Origin of the sequence: Bradyrhizobium sp. CCBAU 51753 (genome assembly GCF_015291565.1) — a bacterium.
GTDB lineage: Bacteria > Pseudomonadota > Alphaproteobacteria > Rhizobiales > Xanthobacteraceae > Bradyrhizobium > Bradyrhizobium ivorense.
Window position 1 is genome coordinate 7,763,918 of sequence record NZ_CP030037.1, and the last position, 16,275, is coordinate 7,780,192.

The window sequence follows — 16,275 nt, forward strand, 5'->3', positions numbered from 1 at the left end:
CTCCAACGAGAGACCGTAGCCCCTCACCGGGCGCTGCGCGCCGACCTCTCCCAAGGGGAGAGGTGGACTAGTGCTGCGGCACCGACCGGATCTCAAGATGTTTCCAGATGTGGCGCTGCGGGAATGCTGCCCTGCCGCTAAGTGCTAGGCGCGTTGATGCCAAGCTGCTAGCGTCCCGCGCTTCAGATTGCCTTGCAAGGACCGGAGCAAATGGATAACCGTAGTGATGTTTGGCGCGGCGTCGACACCATCAAGCCGCGATTCATCGAGCTGAGCGACCGCGTGTGGGCGATGCCCGAGGTCTGCTACACCGAAGCGCGCTCATGCGCCGAACATCTGGCCGAGCTGCGCCATCAGGGCTTTCGCATCACGGAAAACGTCGCCGGGATTCCGACCGCGGTGATCGGCGAATGGGGCGAAGGCGGCCCTGTGATCGCCTTCATGGGCGAATACGATGCCCTGCCCGGCCTCAGCCAGGAGGCCGGTGTCGCCGAGCATCGCCCGGTCGAGAGCGGCGGCCATGGCCATGGCTGCGGGCACAATCTGCTCGGCTCCTCGGCACTGCTCGCCGCCACCGCGGTGAAGGACTGGCTCGCCGAGAACAAGGTGCCGGGCCGCGTGCGCTATTACGGCTGCCCCGCCGAGGAAGGCGGCGCGGCCAAGGCGTTCATGGTCCGCTCCGGCGCGTTCGCGGACGCCGACATCGCCATCACCTGGCATCCGCACAGCTTCTGGGAAGTCGCGGTGACGCCCTCGCTCGCCAACACCCGCGCCGATTTCAGCTTCACCGGGCGCACCTCGCACGCCTCGGCCTCGCCGCATCTCGGCCGCAGCGCGCTCGACGCGGTGGAATTGATGAATGTCGGCGTCAACTACATGCGCGAGCACATGCCGAGCGACGCGCGCGTGCACTACGCGCTGCTCGACACCGGCGGGATCGCGCCCAACGTGGTGCAGGCCCATGCCAGGGTGCGCTATTCGATCCGCGCCCGCGACCTGCCCGGCATGAACGAACTGGTCGAGCGCGTGCACAAGATCGCACAGGGCGCGGCGCTGATGACCGAGACCAAGGTCGAGATGAAGATCATCTCCGCGGTCTCCAACATCCTGCCCAACGCGCCGCTGGAGCAGGAGCTGCACCGCATCATGGAGGAGCTCGGCCCGCCGCATTTCGACGATGCCGACAAGGATTTTGCCGGCAAGATCCGCGCGACCCTGACCGACAAGGACATCGCATCAGTGTATTACGCGATCGGCATGGAGCCGACCGACCGGCCGCTCGCCGACTTCCTGGTGCCAATCGACGCCAAGCGCAATCCGCTGATCGGCTCGACCGACGTCGGCGACGTCAGCTGGGTGGTGCCGACGGTGCAGGTCCATGCACCGACGGTTGCGATCGGCACCCCGTTCCACACCTGGCAGGTGGTGGCGCAAGGCAAGACCCCGGCCGCGCACAAGGCCATGGTGCAGGCCGCGAAGGCGATGGCCGGGCTCGGCGTCAGGGCATTGCTGGATCCCAAGCTGATCGAGGCCGCCAAGGCCGACCTGACCAGGCGGACCGCCCGCACCCCCTATGTCAGCCCGTTGCCGGCGCATGTTGCACCGCCGTTGACGATGTCGGTGGCGTAACGCCGCAGTTTTGCCGCGCCCGGCCCGCCGCTCCTGGCGAGGCCCGGGCGCGAGAGAAAAAACCGCCTCGGAACAAAGGATAACGAACAAATTTTCCGCAAGTCCGAGGCGCGGTGGGACGGACTTTGGCGCCCAATTGCCGAAGCCGTGTGCGGTCGCGAAAGATTCTGCCCAAGCGATAGCCAAAAGACCTAGGACCTGTGGCGCTGGAGACGTTGACCTTCGCGGTCATTCGGTGTGCCATCCTGCCGCCAAATACCCGGCGGCCCGCTTGTCGTGGCCAGCCGCAATAACCGGAACCGGACGAGGGGACTATGTTCGACAAAGACCTGCGAACCATGATCGACGACGTGAAGGACGGCCGGATGAACCGCCGTGCCTTCGTGCAGCGGATGATCGCCGTCGGCCTCACGGCGCCGATGGCCAACCAGATTCTCGCCATCGGCGGCGTCGCGATGGCGCAGAGCCCCAATCCCTACAAGCCGACCAAGCGCGGCGGCGGCGGTCCGCTGAAACTGCTGTGGTGGCAGGGCGCGACCCTGCTCAACCCGCATTTCGCCACCGGCACCAAGGACCAGGACGGCTCGCGCATCTTCTACGAGCCGCTCGCGAGCTGGGACGCCGACGGTCATCTCAACCCGATCCTTGCCGCGGAAATCCCCTCGATCCAGAACGGCGGGCTCTCCGCCGACGCCAAATCGGTGGTCTGGAAATTGAAGCCCGGCGTCAAGTGGCACGACGGCAAACCGGTTACAGCCGACGACCTGGTCTTCAACTGGGAATACGCCACCGATCCCGCCACCGCGGCGGTCTCGAGCGGCACCTACGCCGACATGACCGTCGAGAAGGTCGACGATCTCACCATTCGCATCACCTTCAAGCAGCCAACCCCATTCTGGGCCAATGCCTTTGTCGGCGCCTATGGCTGCATCATCCCAAAACACCTGTTCGCGGAGTACAAGGGCGGCAAGTCGCGCGAGGCGCCGAACAATCTGAAGCCGGTCGGCACCGGGCCCTACAAGTTCGTCGAGTTCAAGCCGGGCGACCTGATCCGCGGCGAGATCAATCCCGACTACCACATGGCAAACCGGCCCCATTTCGACACCATCGAGATGAAGGGCGGCGGCGACGCGGTCTCGGCGGCGCGCGCGGTGATCCAGACCGGCGAATATGATTTCGCCTGGAACATCCAGGTCGAGGACGAGGTGCTGCTGCGGCTCGAGAAGGGTGGCAAGGGCAAGACGCTCTACGCCGTCGGCGGCGATATCGAGTTCATCGCCCTCAACTTCACCGATCCGAACACCGAGGTCGACGGCGAGCGTTCCTCGATGAAGACCAAGCATCCGATCCTGTCCGACGCCCGCGTGCGCAAGGCCTTGGCGCTGCTGGTCGACCGCGAGTCCGTCAAGAAGGTGATCTACGGCCGCGCCGGCCGCACCACGTCCAACTATCTCAATGGTCCGGAAGAATTCGTCTCCAAGAACACCAAATGGGAATTCTCGATCGAGAAGGCCAGCGCGCTGCTCGACGAAGCCGGCTGGAAGATCGGCGGCGACGGCATCCGCGAGAAGGACGGCAAGAAGCTCAAGCTGCTGTACCAGACCTCGATCAACGGCCCGCGCCAGAAGACCCAGGCGATCGTCAAGCAGGCCTGCCAGAAGGCCGGCATCGACGTCGAGCTGAAATCGGTGGTGGCCTCGGTGTTCTTCTCCTCCGACGTCGCCAATCCCGACACCTACGCGAAGTTCTACGCCGACATCGAGATGTTCCAGATCCCGATGACGCAGCCCGATCCGGCGCTGCATATGCGCCGCTATCACTCGCGCGAGGTCGCCACCAAGGACAACAAGTGGCAGGGCCGCAACTTCCCGCGCTGGGTCAACAAGGATTTCGACGCCGCGGTCGATGCGGCGGATACCGAGACCGATCCGATCAAGCGGGCCGACCTCTACGTCAAGAGCAACGACCTGATGTGGCAGGACACGGTGGTGATCCCGGTGATGCATCGCGCCGCGGTAGAGGCCTGCACCAACTCGCTGCGGCCGGCGCTCTCCGGCTGGGCCAACCAGACCGACAATCTGCAGGACTGGTACCGGGAAGCCTGAGCCGTGACCGGCCCGGAAATTGCTTCCTTTGGAAACTGCTTCTCCCAGAAGTGCTTCTCCCTCTCCCCGTTCTTACGGGGAGAGGGTTGGGGTGAGGGGCTTTATCCGCGAATGCGGTGGAAGCTGAGTTCGTGGAGAATCCCCCTCACCCGGAATTCAAGCTCTGCTTGAATTCCGACCTCTCCCCGCGAGCCGGGCGAGGTGAAGCCCGAGTTGCCTGTTCATTCGAAGCTGCGTACGAGCGTTAGTCCGATAATCCCATGAGTCAGTATGTCCTGCGTCGCCTGATGATCGCGATCCCGAGCCTGCTCGGGATCTCGCTCGTGCTGTTCATCGTGCTGGCGCTCGCGCCGGGCGATCCGTTCGGCGAGCTCGCGACCAATCCCAACGTGCCGCCCGAGGTGCAGGCGGCGCTGCGCGCCAAGTTCGGCCTCGACGACCCGATCTATCTCCGCTATCTGCACTGGCTCGCGGCGATGGCGCAGGGCGACTGGGGATTTTCCTTCGTCAGCCGCATGAATGTCGACACGCTGATCCTGCAGCGGCTGCCGACCACGCTCTACGTGATCGGCTCGGCGCAGCTTTTGGCGCTGGCGATCGCCATTCCGGTCGGCGTCTATGCCGCGACCCGGCCCTATTCGATCTTCGACCAGATCGCCAACACCTTCGCCTTCATCGGCTTCTCGCTGCCGACCTTCTTCACCGGCATCCTGTTCATCCTGATCTTCTCGGTGAAGCTCGACTGGCTGCCGTTCGTCTATTCGACCGACATCAAGGCCACCGGCATTCCCTGGGTGCTGGAGATGATCCGCCAGGCGATCATGCCGGTGATGGTGCTCGGCCTGTTCCAGGCGGCCTCGATGACCCGCTTCGTCCGTTCGGCGATGCTCGACGTGATCCGCCTCGACTATGTCACCACCGCCCGCGCCAAGGGGCTCGGCCAGGCCAAGGTGATCGTCAAGCATGTGATGCGCAACGCGATGATCCCGGTGGTCACGCTGATCGCGCTGCAGATGCCCGCGGTGTTCGGCGGCGCCATCGTCACCGAGCAGATCTTCCGGATTCCCGGGATCGGCTCGCTCCTGATCTCTTCCATCCTCGCCAATGACACGCCGGTCGTGATGGCCGTGACCTTCGTCTTCGCGTGTCTCGTGGTGCTGTTCAACCTGATTGCAGACGTGCTCTATGGCTGGCTTGACCCTCGCATCTCCTTCCGCTGAACCGCAGCGGCGCGGCTACTCGCCCTGGCGCGAGACCTGGCGGCGCTACCGCCGGCATCGGCCGGCCGTGGTCAGCGCCGTGCTGCTGCTGCTGTTGATCGCAGCCGTCGTGCTCGGCCCGTTCGTCTGGCGCGTCTCGATCAGCGACATGGACGTCGTCGCCGGCCTGCAGGGGCCGTCGCTGGCGCATCCGTTCGGCACCGACGATCTCGGCCAGGATATTTTGGCCCGTATGATCTATGGCGGCCGCATCTCGCTCGCGGTCGGGCTTGCCGCGATGCTGGTCTCGGTGTTCGTCGGCACCCTGATCGGCGCGCTCGCCGGCATGTCGCGCGGGGCGCTCGGCTACGCGCTGATGTGGCTGACCGATTTGTTCCTGTCGCTGCCGCAGCTGCCGCTGCTGTTGATGCTGATCTATCTGTTCCGCGACGGGCTGAAGGCGGTGTTCGGCCCGGAGGGCGGCATCTTCATCCTGATCGTGCTTGTGATCGGCGGGCTGCGCTGGATGCCGGTGGCGCGGCTGGTGCGCGCCCAGTTCCTGTCGCTGCGCGAGAAGGAGTTCGTCGAGGCCGCGCGCGCGCTCGGCGCCAGCCCGGTGCGGCAGGTAGTGCGCCATATCCTGCCCAATGCGCTGGGGCCGGTGATCATCGCCGGCACCATCGACGTTGCGGCTGCGATCATCGCGGAATCGACGCTGTCGTTCCTCGGCCTCGGCTTCCCGCCGGACACGCCGACCTGGGGCCGCATCCTCTATGACGCCAAGGATTTTCTCGACATCGGCCCGCACTGGGCGCTGTTTCCCGGCGGGGCGATCTTCATCGCGGTGGTCGCCATCAACTTCATCGGCGACGGGCTGCGCGACGCGCTCGACGCGCGCAAGGTGATCTGATGGCGCTGCTCGACATCAAGGGCCTGAAAACCCATTTCACCACCGACGCCGGTATCCTGCAGGCGGTCGACGGCGTCGATATCAGCATCAACCGCGGCGAGACGCTGTGCGTGGTCGGCGAATCCGGCTGCGGCAAGACCGTCACCGCGATGTCGATCCTGAAACTGATCGCGATGCCGCCGGGCAAGATCGTCGCCGGCGAGATCATGTTCGAGGGCCGCGACCTGGTGCCGCTGACCTCTCACGAACTCGACGAAATCCGCGCCAAGGAGATCGGGTTCATCTTCCAGGAGCCGATGACCTCGCTCAACCCGGTGCTGACGATCGGCGAGCAGATCGCCGAGAGCCTGCGCCGCCACGAGGCGGTGACCAAGAAGCAGGCGCTTGAGCGCACCATCGACATGCTGAAGCTGGTGCAGATCCCCAATGCCGCGGGCCGCGTCCATCACTATCCGCACCAGTTCTCCGGCGGCATGCGCCAGCGCGTGATGATCGCGATGGCGCTGGCCTGCCGGCCCAAGCTGGTGATCGCGGACGAGCCGACCACCGCGCTCGACGTCACCATCCAGGCGCAGATCCTCGACCTGCTGCAGGACATGAAGGACCGCTTCGGCATGGCGGTGATGCTGATCACGCACGCGATGGGCGTGGTCGCCGAGACCGCGCAGCGCGTCGTCGTGATGTATGCCGGCAAGGTGGTGGAGGAAGCGCCGGTCGACGAATTGTTCGGCAACCCGCGGCATCCCTACACCCAGGGCTTGATCCGCTCGATCCCGCGCATCGATCTCGACGCCGCGCACAAGACGCGGCTGGAGGCGATCGGCGGCTCGGTGCCGATCCTGATCAACCCGACACCAGGCTGCCGCTTTGCGCCGCGCTGCAAATACGCCATGAGCATCTGCACCGAGCGGGAGCCGCGGCTGCGCGAGATCGCGCCCGGCCACCGCATGGCCTGCCACCTCGGAGACGCGTCATGAGCGAGCCGCTGCTGCGCGTCAGCAATCTGAAGAAGCACTTTCCGGTACTGGGCGGCCTGCTGTCGCGCGAGATCGGCCAGGTCTATGCGGTCGACGGCGTCTCGTTCACGGTTGGCCGCGGCGAGACGCTGGGGCTGGTCGGCGAATCCGGCTGCGGCAAGTCGACCACCGGCCGCTGCGTGCTGCGGCTGATCGAGCCGACCTCGGGTGAAGTGGTGTTCGACGGCCAGAGCGTGATGGGCCTCGGCGGCGGTGATCTGCGCGCCATGCGGCGCAACATGCAGCTCGTGTTCCAGGATCCGTTCGCCTCGCTCAACCCGCGCATGACGGTCGGCGCGATCCTCGCCGAGCCCTTCATCATCCATGGCACCGTCACCTCAGCCAGCGAACGCGAGGAGCGGGTCGCGAGCCTCCTGGTCAAGGTCGGGCTGAAGGCCGAGCACATGCTCCGCTATCCGCATGAATTCTCCGGCGGCCAGCGCCAGCGCATCGCGATCGCCCGCGCGCTGACATTGGAGCCGAAGCTGATCGTCTGCGACGAGCCGGTGTCGGCGCTCGACGTCTCGATCCAGGCCCAGGTGATCAACCTCTTGGAGGACCTGCAGGCCGAGCTGAACCTGACCTATCTGTTCGTCGCCCACGATCTCTCTGTCGTCGAGCACATTTCCGACCGCGTCGCGGTGATGTATCTCGGCCGCATCGTCGAGCTCGCCAAGGCAAGCGACCTCTACCGCAACCCGCAGCATCCCTACACCCGCGCGCTGCTCTCGGCGGTGCCGGTGCCGGACCCGAAGGCCAAGCGCGAGCGCATCCGCCTCAAGGGCGACGTGCCGAGCCCGATGAACCCGCCCAGGGGCTGCCACTTCCACACCCGATGCCCGATCGCCGAGGAGCGCTGCAAGCAGACCTCGCCGGAACTGCGGGAGGGCAGCAACGGGCATTTTGTGGCGTGTCATCTGGCGTAGCCGACCAACGCCACTTCCGCGGGCTCACGTCGCCGGGCGCGCCGCCAAATATCGAAAAAACAACCCCATGCAAAGTAGCCGGCAGGCGGCGGCCGGCGTCCGACCGGGCACTTGACACGTCGGGCAACTCACCATTATCCTTCTAAAATCCCGAAATCACGAGAGCTCGTAGCCCGGATGCAGCGCAGCGCAATCCGGGAATCTTGCCGCGGATGCTGACCCCGGATTTCGCTTCGCTGCATCCGGGGTACGGGGGCTTATTCCCTCACCGTCACCCTGAGGCGGCCGCTTCTTCAGCGGCCCTCGAAGGGTCGACGGCCCGGCTTTTTCCACGAATGTATTGAGACATCGGGGCCGTGCATCCTTCGAGGCTCGCCCAGCGGCGCAATTGCGCCGCAAGGCTCGCACCTCAGGATGACGGGGTGGGCTCGAAGACGCTTGGACTAACGCCGCCGCTTCCTTGCGACCTTCATCTTGCCCTTTGCCTTGGCTTTCGATTTCAGCCGCGGAGCAGGCGCGGCCCCCGCCTCCTCCGCCTCACTTGCATCCGTCCGCAACGTCTCAAGCAGCCAGTCGCGGAAGGCGCGCATGCCTGGCGTCGTGTCCTTCGACTTCAGCCAGCTCAGCCAGTACGACCCGGCCGGCACTTCGGCCGCGAACGGCCGGGCCAGCCGGCCCGTGACGAGCTCGTTCCGGAACATCGCGACCGGCACGAGGCCGACGCCGACGCCGCGCGCGGCGGCTTGGGCCATCGCGACCGAACTGTCGAAGATCGGCCCCTGGATTTTCGGGCACGGGGCGCCGGCAACTGCAAACCACAGCGGCCATTCCTCGGCGCGGTAGGAGCGCAGCAGAAATTCCTGCGCGAGGTCGGACGGCTTGCGCAGCCGCTCGGCGATGTCGGGGCGGCACACCGGCGACAGCGGCGCGGACAGCAGGTGGATCGCCTCGGTGCCGTGCCAGGAGCCGTCGCCGAAGCGCAGCGCGAGATCGAGCCCGTCGCCGGCGATGTCGACGCGGTTGTTGTTGGTGAGCAGCCGCAGATCGATATAGGGATGCGCGCGCTTGAAGCGGTCGATCCGCTGCAGCAGCCAGCCGGTGGCAAAGGTCGCGACGCAGCCGACGGTGACGACCTCGCTTGTGCCCTTGGCCTCGATGCGGTCGATCGCCGCGCCGATCCGATCGAGCGCGTCGGTGAGCACGGGCAACAACGCGAGGCCCTCGTCGGTGAGCACCAGCCCGCGCGGCAGGCGGCGAAACAGAGACGCGCCCAGCGTGTCCTCGAGCTGCTTGACCTGATGGCTGATCGCGGTCTGCGTCACGCGCAGCTCCATCCCGGCGCGGGTGAAGCTGAGCAGTCGCGCCGAGGCCTCGAAGGCGCGCAACGCGTTCAGCGGCAGATAGCGGCGCACGGGATCATGACCAAGTTTTCCTCATGCCTCGTTGTATAAATGATTGTTTGTCGATCGTCACGCCGCCCGGCAGGTTCGCGCCGCCAACGGAGAATCGGACATGCTGACGAGACGGACATTTGGAACGCGCACGCTGGGCCTTGCGATCGCCTGCGCGCTGCCGAGGCAAAGCGCGGCGGCGGACCGCGACGAGCTGACGCAGCGCCTGCAGCAGGCGTTTTCTCGCATCGAGCAGGGTACCGGCGGCCGGCTCGGCGTCGCCGCGCTCGACACCGAGAGCGGACTGCGCGCCAGCCTGCGCGGCGACGAACGCTTCCCGATGTGCAGCACCTTCAAGGCGCTGGCCTCGGCCGCCGTGCTGCGCCGGGTCGACCGCGGCGAATCCAGCCTCGATCAGCGCGTTCGATTCGAGGCCAAGGATATCTTGGCCAATTCCCCGGTCACCAAGGAGCACGTCGCATCGGGCATGACGCTGGCCGAGCTTTGCGAGGCCGCCATCACGCGGAGCGACAACACCGCGGGCAACATGATCCTCCGCGAGATCGGCGGGCCGGAAGGCCTGACCAGCTTGTTCCGCGCGATCGGCGACAATGTCAGCCGGCTCGACCGCTGGGAGCTGGCGCTGAACGAGGCCGTGCCCGGCGATCCGCGCGACACCACCAGCCCGACCGCGATGCTGAAGAATTTGCAGCGCGTGCTGCTCGGCGACGCGCTGTCGGCCACTTCACGCAAGACGCTGACCGACTGGATGGTCGCCAACAAGACCGGCGATGCGCGGCTGCGCGCCGGGGTCCCCGCAGACTGGCGGGTCGGCGACAAGACCGGCACCGGCGAGCGCGGCACCTACAACGACGTCGGCGTGTTCTGGCCGCCCGGACGCAAGCCGATCGTGGTGACGGTGTATCTGACCGGCGCCACTGCGCCGGCGGACAAGTGCAACGAGGCGATCGCGAGCGTGGCGCGGGCGGTGGCTGGGGCGAGTGCGGGGCAGAGCGGGTAGTTTGCCCAGTCATGAGCTCGCTTTACCCGTCATCCTGAGAGGATGTGAGGCTTTGTCCTCATCCACCGTTGTCGTCGCCCGGCCTGTGCGCAATTGCGCACATGGACCGGGCGACCCAGTACGCCGCGGCCTATCGGCTCAAGCACTACTGTCTCTGGAATACTGGATCACCCGCATGCGCGGGTGATGACACCGAACAAGCTGAGTAAACCATCACCGTCATCCTGAGGTGCGAGCCTCTTCGGCGAGCCTCGAAGGATGAATCGGCCCGGCTGGTGGCCGTCGATCCTTCGAGGCTCGCAAGGGCTCGCACCTCAGGATGACGGGACTATCCCCGTCATTGCGAGGCGCTAACGGGTCGCGCGAACGCGCGCCCGATGACAGGCTCCGCGACGAAGCAATCCATTCGTCCGCATACGCGGTGACAATGGATTGCTTCGCTTCGCTCGCAATGACGTGAATAGAGATTAGTCAACTACTCCCACGACCACGCCGAAAAGTCGTTCTCGAACTGCGGGACTTCCTTCCAGACGCCCTTCAGCTTCTTGGCCGAGATGGTGATCCATTGCGGCTGGAACAGGAAGCCGGCGACGGCGTCGGTGGCCAGCATGCGCTGGGCGTCGCCGAGCAGTTTGGCGCGGCCAGCTTCGTCCGGTGTCGACATGATCTGCTTGTAGAGCGCGTTGAACGCCTCGTTGTTGTAGCCGAGATAGTAGTCCGGCTCGGTCAGCTTGACGAGATCGAACGGCTCGACATGCGAGACGATGGTGAGGTCGAAATTGTGCGGGCCATTGCCGGCAAACACCTGCGACAGCCACTGCGCCCACTCGACGTTCTCGATCTTGGCGGTGATGCCGATCTTGGCGAGCTGCGCCGCGAGGATCTCGCCGCCCTGCCGCGCATAGGGCGGCGGCGGCAGTTTCAGGCTCAGCTCGAGCGGCGTGGTGACGCCGGCCTCGGCCAGCAGCTTCTTGGCCTTCTCGGGATCGTAGGGGTTGATGCCGGTGGTATCGACATAGCCGAGCGAGCCCGGCGTGTAGAAGCTGCCGATCGGCGTGCCGAAACCGTCGACGGCGCCGTCGATCATCGCCTTGCGGTCGATCGCGGCGAGGATGGCGCGGCGGACCCGGACGTCATCAAGCGGCTTCTTGCGCTCGTTGATGCCGACGATGGTCTTCGCCTTGGAGCCGCCGACCATCACGGTGAAGCGCGGATCGGCCTTGAACTGCGCCAGGCTGCGCGCCGCGGCCACGCGCGGGAACGCGTCGACGTCGCCCGACAGCAATGCGGCGACCTGCGCGGCGGGATCGCCGATGAAACGGATCGTCACCTTGGAGAGCTTGATCGCGGCGGCGTTGCGATACTCCGGCCACTTCGTCAGCGTGATCGAGGAGCCCTTGGCCCAGGCGCCGAGCGTATACGGCCCGGTGCCGACTGGCTGCGTCACATCTGTCGGCGCGCTCTTCGGCTCGACGATCGAGCCCGACGCCTGCCCGATCAGGAACGGCAGGTTCGGCTCGGAGTATTTCAGCTTCACCACGATGGTCTCGGCATCGGGCGCGGTGACCGACTCGAACGCCTGGTACAGGCTCTTGTCCTTGTTGGTCGAGGTCGGCGCCGCGTTGCGCTCGTAGGAGAATTTCACCGCCGCGGAATCGAACGGCTCGCCGTTGTGGAATTTGACACCCTTGCGGAGCTTGAAGGTGTAGGTCTTCAGATCCGGCGAGGCCTGCCAGCTCTCGGCGAGCAGCGGCGACACCGAGCCGTCCTCGTTGATCTTGGTCAGCGTCTCGTAGATGTTGTAGAGCGTCACCTCGGCGATCGCCGCAGCCGCCGCGTTGGTCGGATCGAGTCCCGGCGGCTCCAGCGTCATGCCCATCACGACGCTGTCCTTCTTGGACTGCGCAAGGCTCGGCAGCGGCGCCATGGCAAAGGCGGCGGCGACGGCGGCAATGGATAGTTTCTTCAGCATGTGTTCGTTCCCCCGGACGTGTTCTTTGTTAGCCTAAAGCATGATCCGGAAAAGTGCGAAGCGGTTTTCCGAAAAAGATCATGCGAAATTCAAGCGCCAATCCAGCACGGAACGCTAACCCGCCTCGGCCACCGCTGGCGGCAGCGCCATCACGGCTTCGGCGTGGTGGCAGGCGGCGAGATGGGCCGGCCCGACGCTGCGTAGCGCAGGCGCGGTCTCGCGACAATGCTGATCGGCCAGCGGGCAGCGCGGCGCATAGGGGCACCCTGCCCCGGCCGACGATTGCGAGGCGATCGGTTGGGCGCCCCGGCGACGGCGCACCCCCGAGGCACGGGCGCGCGGCACCGCATCCAGCAATGCGCGCGTATAGGGATGAGCGCTGTGCGCGAACAGATCCTCCGGCCGCCCCTGCTCGACGATACGGCCGAGATACATCACCGCGATTTCGTCGCAGAGCAGGTCGACCACCGCGAGGTCATGGCTGATCAGGATGTAGCTCAGGGCGAACTGGTCCTGCAGGTCCTGCATCAAATTGAGCACCTGGGCCTGCACGGAGACGTCGAGCGCGGACACCGGCTCGTCGGCGACGATCAGTTTCGGCTGGGTGATCAAGGCACGCGCGATCGCAATGCGCTGGCGCTGGCCGCCGGAGAATTCGTGCGGAAACTTGTCCATGTCGGCATCGCGCAAGCCCACCTGGCGCAGCACCGTGGCGACGCGCTCGCGCAGGGCGCTGCGCTCGATCCGCCCCAGCGCGGTCAACGGCTCGGCGACGATCCGCGCAATGGTCTGCCGCGGATCGAGCGAGCCATAGGGATCCTGGAACACCATCTGGAAATCGCGCCGGGCGCGGCGCAATTCATCCGAGGGCAGCTGATTGAGGTCGCGCCCGAGCAGCGAGACCGATCCCGACGACGGCCGCTCCAGCGCCATCACCAGCCGTGCGAAGGTCGATTTGCCCGAGCCGGACTCGCCGACGACGCCAAGGCTCCTGCCCGCCTTCACCTGCGCCGTGACGCCATTGAGCGCGTTCACCTGCGCAGGCGGCTTGAAGAGACTTTCGCGCGGCATCGTGTAACGTTGCGCGAGATCCTTCACCTCGAGCAGCGGCGTCTCGCACGCGGACGGAGCCTGGTCGAGCATGGTCATGCGCCGGCCCTCGGAGCTGATGCCATCGAGACGTCGGTCCTGATGCAGCGCACGCCATGGCCGGCGCCGACATCGACGGCAGGAGGCAGTGCTGCGCGGCAGCGCTCCACGACGATGCCGCAGCGGTCGGCGAAGGTGCAGCCGGCCGGCAGGTCGGCGAGCTCCGGCACGGTGCCGGCGATGGTCGTCAGCCGCGTCCCCTTGCGCGCGCCAAGCTTCGGGCGGGCGCGGAACAGGCCCTGCGTATAGGGATGGCCCATCCGCGTGAACACGGCATTGGTCTCGCCGCTTTCGACGACGGTGCCGCCATACATCACCATCATGCGCTGCACGTTCTCGGCGATGACGCCGAGATCATGCGAGATCAGGATCATCGACATGCCGCGCTCCTCGACCAGATCGGCGATCAGATCGAGGATCTGGCCCTGGATGGTAACGTCGAGCGCAGTGGTCGGCTCGTCGGCGATCAGCACATCGGGCTGGCAGGCCAGCGCCATCGCGATCGTGATGCGCTGGCGCTGGCCGCCGGAGAACTGGTGCGGATAGGCATCGACGCGCCTCGCCGCATCGGGCAGGCCGACACGGTCGAGCAAGGCAATCGCCTGCTTGCGCGCCTCCCCCGCCGAGCAGCCGGTGTGCCGGCGCAGCGGCTCCGCGACCTGCCGCCCGATCGTGTGCATCGGATTGAGCGCGGTCATCGGCTCCTGAAAGATCATGCTGATGCGGTTGCCGCGCAGCTTGCAGTAATTCGCATCTGATAGTCCGACCAGCTCGCTGCCCTCCAGCCGGATGCTGCCGCTGACGACGGCGCTGTCGGGCAGCAGGCCCATCAGCGCCAGCGCGGTGACCGACTTGCCGCATCCGGATTCGCCGACCAGCCCGAGCGTCTCGCCGCGGCGAAGCGAAAAGCTGACGCCGCGCACGGCCTGCGCCGGGCCGCGGCTGGTGTTGAGACGGACGCCGAGGTCCTTCACCTCGATCAGTGGAGCGTTTGCTGAGCCGTTCATGCTCAGCGCTCCCGTGCCAGCCGCGGATCGAGCAGATCGCGCAGGCCGTCGCCGAGCAGATTGAGGCCGAGCACGGCAATCGCGATCGCCGCGCCCGGATAGACTGCGAGCATCGGCGACTGGAACAGCAGTGTCTGCGCGTCGTTCAGCATCCGGCCCCAGGACGGCTGCGGCGGCTGGGTGCCGAGGCCGAGATAGGACAGCGCCGCCTCGGCGAGGATCGCGAGCGCGAACTGGATGGTGGCCTGCACGATCAGGATCGACAGGATGTTCGGCAGCACGTGCTCGATGGTGATGCGGAACGTGCCCTTGCCGGCGGCGCGCGCGGCGAGCACGAATTCGCGGGCCCAGATCGCGTTGGCCGAGCCGCGGGTGACGCGGACGAAGGTCGGGATCTGAAAAATGCCGATCGCAGTGATCGAGGTCAGCATGCCAGGACCTGCCACGGCGGCGAGCATGATCGCGGACAGCACGGCGGGAAAGGCGAAGGTGAAGTCGCTGAGGCGCATGATGAGCTCTTCGGTCCAGCCTTTTCGGGCCGCCGCGATCAGGCCGAGACAGACGCCGAAGGTGAGGCCGATGCCGACGGCGATGACGCCGACCATGATGGTGGAGCGTGCGCCGACCAGGAGCAGCGAGACGATGTCGCGGCCGAGCACGTCGGTGCCGAGCCAGTGCGCGGCCGAGGGCGGCCGCAGTTTTGAGGCCACATCGATGTCGTAGGCCGACCACGGCGTCCACAGCAGCGACAGCAGCGCCGAGCCGAGCACCAGCAGGCTCAGCGCTGCGCCAAGCACGAAGCTGCGATGGCGCAGCGCGCGCCGCCAGAAGCCGGTTGCCGGCCGCGCGCCGGGCGTGAGCGGCGGCGCATCGGCGGGAATGGTCAGCGGCGCGCTCACAGATTGGCCACCTTGATGCGCGGATCGATGAAGGCATAGAGCACATCGACCACGAAATTGACGACGACCACCATCGCCGCCAGCAGCATCACGCAGTTACGCACCACGATCAGGTCGCGATTGGCAATCGACTGGAAGATCAGCCGGCCGAGGCCAGGCAGATAGAACACGTTCTCGATCACGATGGTGCCTGCGAGCAGATTGGCAAACTGCAGGCCCATCACGGTCATGACCGGGATCATGGCGTTGCGCAGCACGTGGCGCCACAGTACCTCGCGCTTGCCGAGCCCTTTTGCGCGCGCCGTGCGCACGAAGTCTTCGCGCAGCACTTCGAGCACGGCCGAGCGGGTGACGCGGGCGAGGATCGCGGCCTGCACCACGGCGAGCGAGATTGCGGGCAGCAGCAGCGACTTGATACCGGGCCAGATGCCATCGTCCCAGCCGGCAAAGCCGCCGGCGGCGAGCAGCTGCAGCTTCACCGCGAACAGCAGGATCAACAGGATCGCGAACCAGAAGTTCGGCAGCGCGATGCCGACTTGCGTCAGCGACATCACGCCGACGTCGCCGAGCCTGTTGTGGTTGGCGGCGGTGTAGATCCCGGCGGTGAGCGCCAGCACCACCGTGATCAGCATCGACATGATCGCGAGCGGAATGGTCAGCACCAGGCGCTCGGCGATCAGGCCGGCCACCGGGGTGCCGTAGACATAGCTGTTGCCGAGATCGCCGGACGCCATGCCCTTGATCCAGAGCAGATAGCGAACGGTGAGCGGCTGGTCGAGCCCGAGCTTGACGGTGAGCGCGCGCACCGCATCGGGCGAGGCATCGGCGCCCATCAGCATCTGCGCGGCATTGCCGGGCAGCGCGTCCAGCACGAGGAAAATGATCACCGAGGCGGCGAACAACGTCGCCACCAGGGTCAAAATCCGCCGTAGCAGGAAGACGCTCATGCGCTCCGCGTTCTAGTGCCGAATGAGATTGAGTCGAGCCTGAGCGGCAGCGGAAGTTCACCTCTCCCTTGGGAGAGGTCGGAATTCAAGCGCAGCTTGAATTC

General features: G+C 66.2%; 13 protein-coding genes. 7 read left to right on the forward strand and 6 right to left on the reverse strand.

All coding sequences use genetic code 11. The features are described 5' to 3' along the window. The first annotated feature begins 210 nt into the window (after window positions 1–210). From XH93_RS35500 to XH93_RS35525, 6 genes are all read left to right on the forward strand, one after another. Complete coding sequence (locus tag XH93_RS35500) at window positions 211–1,629, forward strand: M20 family metallopeptidase (RefSeq protein ID WP_194471040.1); 1,419 nt, start codon at window positions 211–213, stop codon at window positions 1,627–1,629. A gap of 314 nt (window positions 1,630–1,943) precedes the next feature. After that, window positions 1,944–3,734 (forward strand): peptide ABC transporter substrate-binding protein, encoded by a 1,791-nt coding sequence (locus XH93_RS35505; RefSeq protein ID WP_139482148.1) that lies wholly within the window; start codon window positions 1,944–1,946, stop codon window positions 3,732–3,734. A 260-nt stretch (window positions 3,735–3,994) separates the two neighbouring features. Then, window positions 3,995–4,954, forward strand: a complete 960-nt coding sequence (locus tag XH93_RS35510) for an ABC transporter permease (RefSeq protein ID WP_139859519.1) — start codon at window positions 3,995–3,997, stop codon at window positions 4,952–4,954. Then, window positions 4,920–5,843, forward strand: coding sequence for an ABC transporter permease (locus tag XH93_RS35515; RefSeq protein WP_139482150.1), 924 nt, complete (start codon window positions 4,920–4,922; stop codon window positions 5,841–5,843). The genes XH93_RS35510 and XH93_RS35515 overlap by 35 nt, the downstream gene beginning before the upstream one ends. Continuing rightward, window positions 5,840–6,820 carry an ABC transporter ATP-binding protein gene (locus XH93_RS35520; protein WP_194475448.1) on the forward strand — a complete coding sequence of 327 codons (981 nt, stop codon included), beginning with the start codon at window positions 5,840–5,842 and terminating at the stop codon, window positions 6,818–6,820. Before XH93_RS35515 ends, XH93_RS35520 begins: the two co-directional genes overlap by 4 nt. After that, window positions 6,817–7,785: an ABC transporter ATP-binding protein gene (locus tag XH93_RS35525; RefSeq protein ID WP_194471041.1), complete on the forward strand. Its 969-nt coding sequence runs from the start codon at window positions 6,817–6,819 to the stop codon at window positions 7,783–7,785. The genes XH93_RS35520 and XH93_RS35525 overlap by 4 nt, the downstream gene beginning before the upstream one ends. A 443-nt stretch (window positions 7,786–8,228) precedes the next feature. Here the strand turns inward: XH93_RS35525 and XH93_RS35530 are convergent, their stop codons facing one another. Continuing rightward, complete coding sequence (locus XH93_RS35530) at window positions 8,229–9,197, reverse strand: LysR family transcriptional regulator (RefSeq protein WP_194471042.1); 969 nt, start codon at window positions 9,195–9,197, stop codon at window positions 8,229–8,231. Window positions 9,198–9,297: 100 nt separating this feature from the next. On the opposite strand from XH93_RS35530, the gene bla reads away from it, so the two are divergent. Beyond that, entirely contained in the window at window positions 9,298–10,197 is a 900-nt protein-coding gene (bla, locus tag XH93_RS35535; protein WP_194471043.1) for a class A beta-lactamase, read from the forward strand. A 475-nt stretch (window positions 10,198–10,672) separates the two neighbouring features. Here bla and XH93_RS35540 read toward each other — a convergent pair whose 3' ends face one another. The 5 genes from XH93_RS35540 to XH93_RS35560 form a co-directional block, all read right to left on the reverse strand. Next, the gene (locus tag XH93_RS35540; protein WP_194471044.1) at window positions 10,673–12,169 is read right to left on the reverse strand and encodes an ABC transporter substrate-binding protein; all 1,497 of its coding nucleotides are present in this window, start codon (window positions 12,167–12,169) and stop codon (window positions 10,673–10,675) included. A gap of 114 nt (window positions 12,170–12,283) precedes the next feature. Further along, window positions 12,284–13,312 (reverse strand): ABC transporter ATP-binding protein, encoded by a 1,029-nt coding sequence (locus XH93_RS35545; protein ID WP_371815134.1) that lies wholly within the window; start codon window positions 13,310–13,312, stop codon window positions 12,284–12,286. A gap of 2 nt (window positions 13,313–13,314) precedes the next feature. Next, window positions 13,315–14,325 (reverse strand): ABC transporter ATP-binding protein, encoded by a 1,011-nt coding sequence (locus XH93_RS35550; RefSeq protein WP_194471046.1) that lies wholly within the window; start codon window positions 14,323–14,325, stop codon window positions 13,315–13,317. Between the two features lie 2 nt (window positions 14,326–14,327). Beyond that, window positions 14,328–15,224 (reverse strand): ABC transporter permease, encoded by an 897-nt coding sequence (locus XH93_RS35555; RefSeq protein ID WP_194471047.1) that lies wholly within the window; start codon window positions 15,222–15,224, stop codon window positions 14,328–14,330. Continuing rightward, window positions 15,221–16,171 (reverse strand): ABC transporter permease, encoded by a 951-nt coding sequence (locus XH93_RS35560; RefSeq protein ID WP_194471048.1) that lies wholly within the window; start codon window positions 16,169–16,171, stop codon window positions 15,221–15,223. Before XH93_RS35560 ends, XH93_RS35555 begins: the two co-directional genes overlap by 4 nt. Window positions 16,172–16,275 lie beyond the last annotated feature (104 nt).

Coding starts and splice junctions, on each gene's coding strand:
- XH93_RS35500 (WP_194471040.1), top strand. CDS start 211: ATGGATAACCGTAGTGATGTTTGGCGCGGCGTCGACACCATCAAGCCG.
- XH93_RS35505 (WP_139482148.1), top strand. CDS start 1,944: ATGTTCGACAAAGACCTGCGAACCATGATCGACGACGTGAAGGACGGC.
- XH93_RS35510 (WP_139859519.1), top strand. CDS start 3,995: ATGAGTCAGTATGTCCTGCGTCGCCTGATGATCGCGATCCCGAGCCTG.
- XH93_RS35515 (WP_139482150.1), top strand. CDS start 4,920: ATGGCTGGCTTGACCCTCGCATCTCCTTCCGCTGAACCGCAGCGGCGC.
- XH93_RS35525 (WP_194471041.1), top strand. CDS start 6,817: ATGAGCGAGCCGCTGCTGCGCGTCAGCAATCTGAAGAAGCACTTTCCG.
- bla (WP_194471043.1), top strand. CDS start 9,298: ATGCTGACGAGACGGACATTTGGAACGCGCACGCTGGGCCTTGCGATC.
- XH93_RS35540 (WP_194471044.1), bottom strand. CDS start 12,169: ATGCTGAAGAAACTATCCATTGCCGCCGTCGCCGCCGCCTTTGCCATG.
- XH93_RS35545 (WP_371815134.1), bottom strand. CDS start 13,312: ATGCTCGACCAGGCTCCGTCCGCGTGCGAGACGCCGCTGCTCGAGGTG.
- XH93_RS35550 (WP_194471046.1), bottom strand. CDS start 14,325: ATGAACGGCTCAGCAAACGCTCCACTGATCGAGGTGAAGGACCTCGGC.
- XH93_RS35560 (WP_194471048.1), bottom strand. CDS start 16,171: ATGAGCGTCTTCCTGCTACGGCGGATTTTGACCCTGGTGGCGACGTTG.